We start from the raw sequence: 10,260 nt of genomic DNA on the forward strand, positions 1-10,260 counted from the left end.
ACCCCCGCCCTCCCCAGGCGCACCCGGCGTGCCGAACTCGCGGCCGGCGTACCGGACTCCGACACACCGCCGAGCACCGGAGCGTTGCCCAGACGCGTACGTCAGGCCAATCTGGCCCCGCAGCTGAAGCAGGACCCCGATCGGCGCGCCGCGAGCCCGGCTGAGGTCGCCGAGCGCGACGCCGACGAGGTGCGCAGCCGTATGGCCTCGCTCCAGCGCGGCTGGCAGCGCGGCCGCGAGGAGAACGCCGAGGGCGACGACGCCCGAGACGGCACAGCACAAGGAACTAAGGGGGACGGTCGATGACCGCACCGAAGGCGACCGGCCACAGCACCGACCAGCGCGGGCTGAACTGGCTCCTCGACGACCTCGTCGAGCGCGTCGCCAGCATCCGCAAGGCCATCGTGCTCTCCGGCGACGGCCTCGCCACCGGCGTGTCCCAGGACCTGACCCGCGAGGACAGCGAACACCTGGCCGCCGTGGCCTCCGGCTTCCACAGCCTCGCCAAGGGCGTCGGCCGCCACTTCGAGGCGGGCAGCGTGCGGCAGACGGTCGTCGAACTCGACGAGGCCTTCCTGTTCGTGACGGCCGCGGGCGACGGCAGCTGCCTCGCCGTCCTCGCCGACGCCGACTCGGACGTCGGACAGGTCGCCTACGAGATGACACTGCTCGTGAAGCGGGTCGGTGTGCATCTGGGGGCCGCTCCGCGCACCGACCTGTCCTCCGGCGGGTAGTGGAGTGACATGAGCGGAGACGGGCAGGGAAGAAGCCACTGGTTCGACGACGAGGCCGGACCGGTCGTCAGGCCGTACGCGATGACGCGCGGCCGCACCACCAGTGCGGCCCAGCACCGCCTCGACCTCATCGCGGTGGTGATCGCGGAGTCCCACGAGGACGACTCGGAAGCGGACCAGACGCTGTCTCCGGAGCACGTGGACATCGTCGGTCTCTGTCGTGACGCCCCGCAGTCGGTCGCCGAACTCGCCGCCGAACTCGACCTGCCCATCGGGGTGATACGGGTCCTCATCGGTGATCTCGTGGACGGCGAACTCGTCCATGTGTCACGTCCCGTACCCCCTGCCGAACTGGTGGACGAGAGTATTCTGCGCGACGTGATCTCCGGCCTCCGGGCCCTGTGAGCGGCGCGAGCCACCACCCCTTACCCCCATCATCAAGCAGGAGAAAAGACCGATGATCTTCGGGCGTTCTGAGCGAGGCAAGCCTCCGGTCGAGCCCGTCACGCTCAAGATCCTGGTGGCCGGCGGCTTCGGCGTGGGCAAGACCACCCTCGTCGGCGCGGTCAGCGAGATCAGGCCGTTGCGCACGGAGGAACTGCTCACCGAGGCAGGGCGTCCGGTCGACGACACCAGCGGGGTGGAGGGCAAGCACACCACCACCGTGGCCATGGACTTCGGCCGCATCACGCTGCGCGAGGACCTGGTGCTGTACCTCTTCGGTACGCCGGGGCAGGAGCGGTTCTGGTTCATGTGGGACGAGCTCTCCGAGGGCTCCCTGGGCGCCGTCGTGCTCGCCGACACCCGCCGCCTGGAGGACTGCTTCGCCGCCCTCGACTACTTCGAGCGGCGCTCCATACCCTTCGTCGTAGGCGTCAACTGCTTCGAGGGCGCGGACCGTTACCCCGTGGACGCCGTACGCCAGGCTCTCGACCTCGACGAGGACGTACCGCTCATGCTCTGCGACGCACGCGACCGCGCGTCGGTCAAGGAAGTCCTCATCGAGGTCGTCCAGCACGCGATGGCCTACGGCGCGAAGCGCCGCCAGAGCGTCACCAGCTGAGGTACGGGCGCGGCCCGTACCCCGCAGACCGGGGTACGGGCCGCAGCTCGCGGAACGACACGCACGCGCGTGTGCCGCGTGAACCGCCCACGCGCGTGTGCCTAGTTGTCGCCGTCCTCCTGCCAGCCGAAGCTCTTCTCCACGGCCTTGCGCCAGTTGTGGTACTCGCGGTCCCGCACCGACGACTCCATGGACGGCGTCCACTCGACGTCCTTCTGCCAGTGCGACTTCAGCTCGTCGAGGTCGTTCCACACCCCGGTGGCGAGCCCGGCCGCGTAGGCGGCGCCCAGACAGGTCGTCTCGGAGACCTTGGGCCGGATCACCGGCACTCCGAGGACATCCGCCTGATGCTGCATCAGCAGGTTGTTCTTGGTCATGCCGCCGTCCACCTTCAGGGTGGTGATCTGTACCCCGGAGTCCTGGAACATGGCATCCACGACCTCCCGCGTCTGCCAGCTCGTCGCCTCCAGCACCGCGCGCGCGAGGTGCGCCTTCGTGACGTACCGGGTCAGCCCTGTGACCACTCCGCGCGCGTCGGAGCGCCAGTAGGGGGCGAACAGGCCGGAGAAGGCGGGCACGATGTACGCGCCGCCGTTGTCGTCCACGCTCGCGGCGAGGGTCTCGATCTCGTCGGCGCTGCGGATGATGCCGAGTTGGTCGCGGAACCACTGAACGAGCGCGCCCGTTATGGCTATTGATCCCTCCAGGCAGTAGACCGGCGCCTCCCCGCCGATCTTGTAGCCCATCGTCGTGAGGAGCCCGTTCTTCGAAGGCACCGGCCGGTTCCCGGTGTTGAGCAGCAGGAAGCTGCCCGTGCCGTAGGTGTTCTTCGCGGTGCCCACGTCGTAGCAGGCCTGCCCGAACACGGCGGCCTGCTGGTCGCCCAGGGCCGACGCCACGGGCACGCCCGCGAGCTGGCCGACCGCGGTGCCGTAGACCTCGGCGGAGGACTTGATCTCGGGGAGGACCGCTTCGGGGACGTTCATCGCGGAGAGGATGGACGGATCCCACTGGAGGGTCTCCAGGTTCATCAGCATGGTGCGCCCGGCGTTGGTCACGTCGGTGACGTGCTTGCCGCCGTCGGTGCCGCCGGTGAGGTTCCAGATCAGCCAGGAGTCGATCGTGCCGAAGGCGATCTCGCCGCGTTCGGCGCGGTCCCGGAGGCCGGGCACGTTGTCGAGCAGCCAGGCCGCCTTGGGGCCGGAGAAGTAGCTGGCGAGCGGCAGCCCGGTCTGTTCGCGGAAGCGGTCGGGCCCGTCCGAGCCGCCCAGTTGCTTGCACAGGGCCGCGGTGCGGGTGTCCTGCCACACGATGGCGTTGTGCACGGGCTTGCCGGTGGCGCGGTCCCACAGGACCGTCGTCTCACGCTGGTTGGTGATGCCGAGCGCGCTGAGCTGGTCGGCGCGCAGTCCCGCCTTGGCGATCGCCCCGGCGACCACCGCCTGCACCTTGGACCAGATCTCGGTGGCGTCGTGCTCCACCCAGCCCGGCTTGGGGAAGATCTGGCGGTGCTCGCGCTGGTCGACGGCGACGATCGCGCCGTCCTGGTTGAAGACGATGCAGCGGCTGGAGGTGGTGCCCTGGTCGATTGCGGCGACGAACCTGTCCGTCATGACGACCCCTTTGTCGTGTCCTTCGGATCCTTCGGAGGACTGCTCCCGTCCTTCGGAGGGCTGCTCTCGGAAGACTGTTGTCAGAAGGCTGCGTTGAAGATGACTCCGGCGAGCGCCCCGCCGATCAGCGGTCCCACCACCGGGATCCACGCGTAACTCCAGTCCGACGTGCCCTTGTTGGGGATCGGGAGCAGCGAGTGGACGATGCGCGGGCCCAGGTCACGGGCCGGGTTGATGGCGTACCCGGTGGGACCGCCGAGGGACAGACCGATGCCGACCACCAGGAAGGACACGACCAGCACCGCCGTGCCGGACGTACCGAGTCCCTTGGTGAGCCCGAAGGCCAGGATCGGCAGGACCAGCGCGATCGTCGCGATGATCTCCGTCATCAGGTTCGCCACGACATTGCGGATCGTGGGCGTGGTGGAGAAGATCCCGAGCGTGGGCTGGGCCATCTCCTCCTCGGCGTTGGCCTGGAACTGCGCGTAGTAGACGAGCCAGCACAGCACCGCGCCGAGCATGGCGCCGACCATCTGCCCCGCGATGTAGAGCGGGACCTTGTCCCACTTCCCGGTGTCGATGGCGATGCCGATCGTGACGGCCGGATTGAGCTGCCCGCCGGACAGCGGTGCGGCGGTGTACGCCCCGGCCATCACGCCGAAGCCCCATCCGAAGGCGATGACGATCCAACCGGAGTTCTGTGCCTTGGAGTAGTTCAGTACGACGGCGGCGACCACGCCGGCGCCGAAGAGGATCAGTATCGCGGTGCCGATGACCTCACCGAGGAATATGTCTCCATTGCTCATGGCGGCTCCTTGGCCCTCGCCCGGGACGGTCGGCCCCGGTCCTCCGTGCAGGGTGCGGTTCCCTTGGCGACTTCAGCCGAAGGCAGGGAGGGTCCCGAGCCCCGCCCGGCGTCCGTGACGAGCGTGCCGTCGCAGCCGAATCGCCCGTGGGAGTGGGCCTGAGCGCAGGCGGAGCCCGCGCGGCGCAGTGCCTGGTACGCCGAGAATGTACGGCGATGTCGACCGACACCGGGAAGTGTTCACCGGTGCCTGTGGAGCGTCAAGGTCGCGGACGGCAACGGTGACACCCACCCTGACGGCCCCTGGAGCCCCACAGGAGGCCGTCGGGCCCGCGCTCAGCGCCCGGGGGACTCCGCGGCCGTGCGGGGGGCCTGTGCGGGCGTCACATGCGATCCGCGGAGGATCTCGTAGTCGCCCCGCTCCGCCCGGCCGAGCACCCAACTCGTGCCGTCCAGCGACTTCGCGGCCTTCTTCAGCGGCGCCAGACACGTGGCCGCCTGCCGGTGGTCGGTCACACTGCCCGGCACGCACAGGACGGTGGCCAGGGACAGAGTCACGGCCCTGCCGCCCGCCTCCCAGGGCGCGTCGAGCACGGCGGCGGCCAGCGGAAGCAGCCCCTCCGGGTCGGTGAGCACCAGGAAGTCGTCCCCGCCGATGTGCCCCACGCGCGTGTGCCCGGTCGTCACCGGTTGCAGCGCGCGCCCCACCGAGCGGATCAGCTCGTCGCCCGCCGCGAAACCGGCCCCGTCGTTGACCTGCTTGAAGTGGTCCACATCCAGCCAGCTCAGCGCGAACGTCCGCCCGTCCGCGATCCGCCGGTCCACCTCACCGGTGATCGCGTCCGAACCGGGCAGTCTGGTCAGCGGGTTGAGCCCCGCGGCCTCCTCGACCCGCGTCTCGGCCAACGCCCGCACCAGATCGGCGAGTCGTACGACGCCGACGCATCGCCCACACCGGTCGACCACCGCCACGTCGTCCGACGTACGGTCCGCGTCGCCGACCGCGACCACGTCCAGGACCTCCCAGGCGGTCGCGTCGACGCCGACCGTCCGCGGCACGTCCCCGAGCTTGGCCGCGGGCCGGTCGGCGTACAGGGCGTGGCCGTAGCGCCCCGACATCGACAGCAGGAAGCGCGACCGGTGCACCGAGCGGACCGGCACCCCGTCCCGGTCCACGAGGATCACCCCGGAGACGTCCGGCGAGCCGGTCAGCAGTGCCCGCACCTGACCGGCGGACGCGTTGTCGGGCAGCAGCGCGGCCGGCCGTACGAACTCCCGCACCCAGGGCCCCGACGGCGGTATCGTCGCGAGACCGGGTGCGCGGGGCGGAACGTATACGTCCGCCGCGGGGATCCGCGTCGGCGGCGCGAACAGCTCTCCCTGCGCCAACTGGGCCCCGGCCGACCGCGCGGTCGCGCACTGCGTCTCGGTCTCGACGCCCTCCACGGACAGCAGGGCGCCCAGCTGCTCGCACAGGGTCCGCATCGCCCGCACCGCGGCCGGCCGCTCCAGCAGCGACGCGTCGAGCTTCACCAGGTCGGGCGCGAGGTCCGTGAGCAGCCGCAGGGGTACGTCACCGTCGCCGACGCCGTCCGCGCAGATCCGGAACCCCTGGCCGCGCAGCTCGGACACCGCCTCCAGGAGCGCCCGTTGGGGCACGTGCGTGTACGGCGGGACGATGTCGATCGTGACTTCCCACGGGAGCCGTCCCGCCTCGCGCACCGCGCTGTGCAGCGGCGTGAGCCCGCCGAGGTCGGCGAGGGTGCCGGCGAACACGTTGATGTGCAGCGGCAGCAGCGTCTCCTTGCGCGCGGCGGCGCGGACCGCCAACACGGCGAGCCTGCCGTCGAGTTCGGGGTCGCGGCGGGCCTCCGCCAGGATGTCCCCGGTCTCCGGGCGGACGAGGACCTCCAGCCCCGCGACCCCACCGGTGGTCAGATTGACCACCGGCTGGAAGGCGAAGCGGAGAGTGTCCGTCGAGGAGCGCACGGCAGCATGATGACGCCGTCGGCGTACGCCGAGGCCCAGTTCATAAGACGTTCACGCAGCCTTGCGGGCTGATCACACCGTGTGCGCGGCGAGCCGTCGGTCACCGCACGGCGAGCACCGCCGACCCGTGCCCGAACAGCCCCTGGTTCGCGGTGAGCCCCACCCGCGCGCCCGCGACCTGCCGGTCACCCGCGTCGCCTCTCAACTGCCGGGTCAACTCGCAGACCTGGGCGATGGCCTGCGCCGGAACCGCCTCCCCGAAGGAGGCCAGTCCACCGCTCGCGTTCACGGGTATGCGCCCGCCCAGGGTCGTCGCGCCCTCCCGGAGCAGCTTGGCGCCCTCGCCCTCGGCGCAGAGCCCCAGGTCCTCGTACCACTGCAACTCCAGGGCGGTGGAGAGGTCGTACACCTCGGCCAGGGAGAGCTCTTCGGGGCCGACGCCCGCCTCCTCGTAGGCCGCGCGCGCGATCGACGCCCGGAACGTCTCGTCCGGGGGTGTCACCGCCGCCGCGGAGTCCGTGGCGATGTCCGGGAGGTCCAGCACGGTGTTGGGATAGCGCGGCGTCACCGTGGACACCGCCCGGATCCGCACCGGGTCCGGCGCCCCGTGCCGGCGCGCGAACACCATGCTGGACAGCACCAGGGCGGCCCCGCCGTCCGAGGTGGCGCAGATGTCCAGCAGCCGCAGCGGATCGGCAACCACCGCGGACGCGGCGACCTCCTCGGCGGAGACCCGCTTGCGGTAGCGCGCGTACGGATTCAGCGCTCCCAGGGCGGCGTTCTTCACCTTCACTTGGGCGAAGTCCTCCGGGGTGTCCCCGTAGAGGTCCATCCGTCGGCGCGCGTACAGCCCGAAGTACGTCGGATTCGTCGCCCCGAGGACCCGGAAGCGCAGCCAGTCCGGATCGTCGTGCCGCTCGCCGCCGGCGGGCCGGAAGAACCCCTTGGGGGCGGCATCGGCGCCCACGACCAGCACCACGTCCGCGAGCCCCGAAAGGATCTGCGCCCGCGCCGCGTTGACGGCCTGCGCCCCGGACGCGCACGCCGCGTACACGCTCGCCACCCGGGCGCCCTGCCAGCCCAGCGCCTTCGCGAACGTCGCGCCCGCCACATACCCGGGATATCCGCCACGCACCGTGTCCGCGCCGACGATCGAGCCGACATCCCGCCACTCCAGTCCGGCGTCGGCGAGTGCCGCCCGGGCAGCCGCCGTCCCGTACTCGACGAAGCCGCGCCCCCACTTGCCCCAGGGGTGCATGCCCGCGCCGAGCACCGCCACGTCCGCCGTCATTCCGTCACCCCCGCAGGCCGCCAGTGCCAGGTGGTCCAGGTCGTCTCCGCGTCCTCGCTCAGGACACCGGGGACGACCTCCACCTCCATGCCCACCGTCAGATCGGAGACGGTGATCCCGGGAACCGCCTGTCCCAGCACCACGATCCGCTCGGACTCCAGCTCCACAGCGATCAACGCGTACGGTTCCCACGGAAGTTCCGGATCGCTCACATACGGTGACGGTGGCCGGTACCGGCTGTCCGTGTAGGACCAGACCCGGCCGCGCCGCGACAGAGGAACCTCCGCCATCTCGCCGCCCTGGCAGGCCGGATTACGGCAGTGGCCGTCCTCACGCGGGAAGAAGACCGAGGCGCAGGCGGAACAGCGCGTGCCGAGGAGCCGGAAGTCGTCCCCGTCCCCGGTGAACCAATCGGTGACCACAGGTGTGCGTGTCCGCGACAACGTCCCTCCACAGCACTGGATCTGACGGAACGTCAGAAGTGTGCCACGGGCAACGGAAAATGAGCAGGGCGTTTCGGTGAACCATCGAGCCACTTACGGCGTCGTGATACCGGGAGGGACGGCCGGGGCCCACGGGGGTGGTTCCGGCCGTTTCCCGTTCACGCGCGCGGCCCCCGGAAAGACGCCCTCCGCTTGATCGGATACAGTCCGCCGGGTGTCCGAAACTCAAGCCTCCGTCCCCAACTCCGGGCCGAACTCCCACTGTTCGAGCTGCGGATCGCCCTACGGAGAGGGCGTCTCCGGCTGGCCCCGCACCTGCCCGGCCTGCGGCACCGTCGCGTACCGCAACCCGCTGCCCGTAGCCGTCGCACTCCAGCCCGTGTACGACACGAAGGGCACCGCCCTGGTCGTCATCACCCGAACCGTCGCCCCCGCGCGCGGAGGCGTCGCCCTGCCGGGCGGTTACGTCGACGACCGCGAGGACTGGCGACAGGCCCTCGTCCGCGAACTCAGGGAGGAGACGGGCATCGACGCCGCGAGCCGTGACGTACGGCTCGTCGACGCCATCAGCTCGCCCGACGGGCATCTCCTGCTCTTCGGCGTCCTCCCCGAGCGCCCGGTCGAGGGACTCCCCAAGTCCGCCGCCACCGACGAGACGGAGGGCTGGCACCTCCTGCGCAGGCCGGAGGAGCTCGCCTTCCCGCTGCACTCCGTGGCCGTCAGGGCCTGGTTCGAGGGCCGGTACATCTGAGGTCAGCCCTCACCCAGCCCGCGCACCCGCACCGGGTAGGACGGCGCGCTCACGCGGTCCTCCAACTCCCGCTCCACGACCACTCGTCGGCCCTCCCAGCGGGCGACGTACCGCTCGATCTCCGCTTCGTGCCAGCCGTCGCCCGCATCCGGCACCACCAGCCCGCCGTCCGCGCCCCGCACCGGCAGCACGGCACCCGCGCGCGCGAGCACCGGAATCCGCGACAACGGGGCGTCGACGAGAATCTGGGCCGGCCCCTCGTAGACCTGCTCCGTCTCCGTGTCGTACCAGCGCCCCCGCGGCAACTGCACCGCACGCCGGTCCGACCCAGGATCGAGCACAGGCGCCACCAGGAGACAGTCCCCGAGCAGGAAGGCGTCCTCGCAGTCCCGTAGTGCGCGATCCTCCGGCGCACCCCACCACAGGGGCCGCACATACGGCGCCCCGGTCCGCCGCGCGAGATGCGCCAGCGTCATGAAATACGGCAGCAGCCGCCGCCGTTCGACGAGCGCCACGCGCGCGTGCTCCAGCACGTCGGCACCGAACTCCCAGGGCTCCCGGCGTCCCGCCCGCAGGCTCGCGTGGGTGCGGAACAGCGGCAGATACGCGCCGAGTTGGAACCAGCGCAGATACAGCTCGGGCGAGGGACTCCCGTCGAAGCCACCCACGTCCGGACCCGAGTAGGGAACCCCGCACAGCCCGAGTCCCATGACCAGCGACAGCGAGGCCCGCAGTCCCGGCCAGCCGGTGGCCACATCGCCGGACCAGGTGCCCCCGTAGGTCTGCATCCCGGCCCACCCGGAGCGCGAGAAGAGGAACGGCCGCTCCTGGGGGGCCAGTTCGCGCAACGCATCGTAGGCGGCTCTGGCCATGCACAGCGCGTACACGTTGTGCGCCTCACGATGGTCGCCGCCCCGCCCCTCCAGGTCGAGCCGGGCCGACCGGGGCAGGGTCGACTCCCCGAAGGCGGTGAACGACGTGGGCTCGTTCATGTCGTGCCAGAACCCCGCGAACCCCTGCGCGAGCCGCTCCTTGTAGAGAGCGCCCCACCACTCCCGCACACGCGCGTGCGTGAAGTCCGGGAAAACGGCCTCCCCGGGCCACACGACTCCCCGCACCAGCCGCCCCGAGGCGTCCCGCACGAAGGCGTCCTCGGCCGTCCCGCTGTCGTAGACGGCGTTTCCCGGCTCGGCCTTCACCGCCGGGTCGACGATCGACACCAGACGGATGCCGTCCCGCCGCAACTCCTCGGCGAGCACTGGCAGTTCCGGGAAGTGCTCGTGGTCGACGGTGAACACCTGATGTTGGTCGTAATGGTCGATGTCCAGATGGACGGCGTCCAACGGCAGACCGCGCTCCTGATAACCGGCGACGATCCGCCGCACCTCCTGCTCACTCCCGAAGCCCCACCGCGCGTGATGGTGACCCAGCGCCCACGCCGGCGGCAGCGCGGGAGCGCCGGTGAGCGAGACCCAGGCGTGCAGCACGCGCGCGGGGGTGCCCACCACCACCCAGCACCGCAGCGGCCCCCCGTCCATCCGCAGCTCGGACGCCCCGGCCCGGTCGTGCCC

10 protein-coding genes and 1 pseudogene are annotated in these 10,260 nt (G+C 71.1%); 5 read left to right on the forward strand and 6 right to left on the reverse strand.

Translation table 11 applies throughout. The features are described from left to right. From AC31A1_RS38045 to AC31A1_RS38060, 4 genes and pseudogenes are all read left to right on the forward strand, one after another. Window positions 1-306: pseudogene (locus tag AC31A1_RS38045) on the forward strand (histidine kinase); the annotation flags it as partial. Next, on the forward strand, window positions 303-734 hold the full coding sequence (locus tag AC31A1_RS38050) for a roadblock/LC7 domain-containing protein (protein WP_019059640.1): 432 nt from the start codon (window positions 303-305) through the stop codon (window positions 732-734). The pseudogene AC31A1_RS38045 and the gene AC31A1_RS38050, both read left to right, overlap by 4 nt. Window positions 735-743: 9 nt before the next feature. Beyond that, window positions 744-1,139 carry a DUF742 domain-containing protein gene (locus AC31A1_RS38055; RefSeq protein ID WP_033282377.1) on the forward strand — a complete coding sequence of 132 codons (396 nt, stop codon included), beginning with the start codon at window positions 744-746 and terminating at the stop codon, window positions 1,137-1,139. Between the two features lie 52 nt (window positions 1,140-1,191). Next, the gene (locus AC31A1_RS38060; RefSeq protein ID WP_327405523.1) at window positions 1,192-1,797 is read left to right on the forward strand and encodes a GTP-binding protein; all 606 of its coding nucleotides are present in this window, start codon (window positions 1,192-1,194) and stop codon (window positions 1,795-1,797) included. Between the two features lie 101 nt (window positions 1,798-1,898). Here the strand turns inward: AC31A1_RS38060 and glpK are convergent, their stop codons facing one another. The 5 genes from glpK to AC31A1_RS38085 form a co-directional block, all read right to left on the reverse strand. Beyond that, a complete protein-coding gene (gene glpK / locus AC31A1_RS38065; protein WP_489657665.1) occupies window positions 1,899-3,410 on the reverse strand; it encodes a glycerol kinase GlpK in 1,512 nt (503 codons plus the stop codon). An 80-nt stretch (window positions 3,411-3,490) separates the two neighbouring features. Beyond that, complete coding sequence (locus AC31A1_RS38070; protein ID WP_363096632.1) at window positions 3,491-4,216, reverse strand: MIP/aquaporin family protein; 726 nt, start codon at window positions 4,214-4,216, stop codon at window positions 3,491-3,493. Between the two features lie 335 nt (window positions 4,217-4,551). Further along, window positions 4,552-6,204, reverse strand: a complete 1,653-nt coding sequence (locus AC31A1_RS38075; protein ID WP_489657666.1) for an EAL domain-containing protein — start codon at window positions 6,202-6,204, stop codon at window positions 4,552-4,554. 100 nt (window positions 6,205-6,304) lie between these two features. Then, a complete protein-coding gene (locus AC31A1_RS38080; protein WP_489657667.1) occupies window positions 6,305-7,495 on the reverse strand; it encodes a lipid-transfer protein in 1,191 nt (396 codons plus the stop codon). Next, window positions 7,492-7,917 carry a Zn-ribbon domain-containing OB-fold protein gene (locus AC31A1_RS38085; protein WP_489657668.1) on the reverse strand — a complete coding sequence of 142 codons (426 nt, stop codon included), beginning with the start codon at window positions 7,915-7,917 and terminating at the stop codon, window positions 7,492-7,494. The genes AC31A1_RS38080 and AC31A1_RS38085 overlap by 4 nt, the downstream gene beginning before the upstream one ends. Window positions 7,918-8,152: 235 nt before the next feature. On the opposite strand from AC31A1_RS38085, the gene AC31A1_RS38090 reads away from it, so the two are divergent. Beyond that, window positions 8,153-8,689: an NUDIX domain-containing protein gene (locus AC31A1_RS38090; RefSeq protein ID WP_489657669.1), complete on the forward strand. Its 537-nt coding sequence runs from the start codon at window positions 8,153-8,155 to the stop codon at window positions 8,687-8,689. A gap of 2 nt (window positions 8,690-8,691) precedes the next feature. Here the strand turns inward: AC31A1_RS38090 and AC31A1_RS38095 are convergent. Continuing rightward, the coding region (locus tag AC31A1_RS38095) for a glycoside hydrolase family 31 protein (protein WP_489657670.1) at window positions 8,692-10,260 on the reverse strand (1,569 nt) is incomplete at its 5' end.

The sequence above is a fragment of the Streptomyces sp. P5F9 genome (genome assembly GCF_057961495.1).

Coding starts and splice junctions, on each gene's coding strand:
- AC31A1_RS38050 (WP_019059640.1), top strand. CDS start 303: ATGACCGCACCGAAGGCGACCGGCCACAGCACCGACCAGCGCGGGCTG.
- AC31A1_RS38055 (WP_033282377.1), top strand. CDS start 744: ATGAGCGGAGACGGGCAGGGAAGAAGCCACTGGTTCGACGACGAGGCC.
- AC31A1_RS38060 (WP_327405523.1), top strand. CDS start 1,192: ATGATCTTCGGGCGTTCTGAGCGAGGCAAGCCTCCGGTCGAGCCCGTC.
- glpK (WP_489657665.1), bottom strand. CDS start 3,410: ATGACGGACAGGTTCGTCGCCGCAATCGACCAGGGCACCACCTCCAGC.
- AC31A1_RS38070 (WP_363096632.1), bottom strand. CDS start 4,216: ATGAGCAATGGAGACATATTCCTCGGTGAGGTCATCGGCACCGCGATA.
- AC31A1_RS38080 (WP_489657667.1), bottom strand. CDS start 7,495: ATGACGGCGGACGTGGCGGTGCTCGGCGCGGGCATGCACCCCTGGGGC.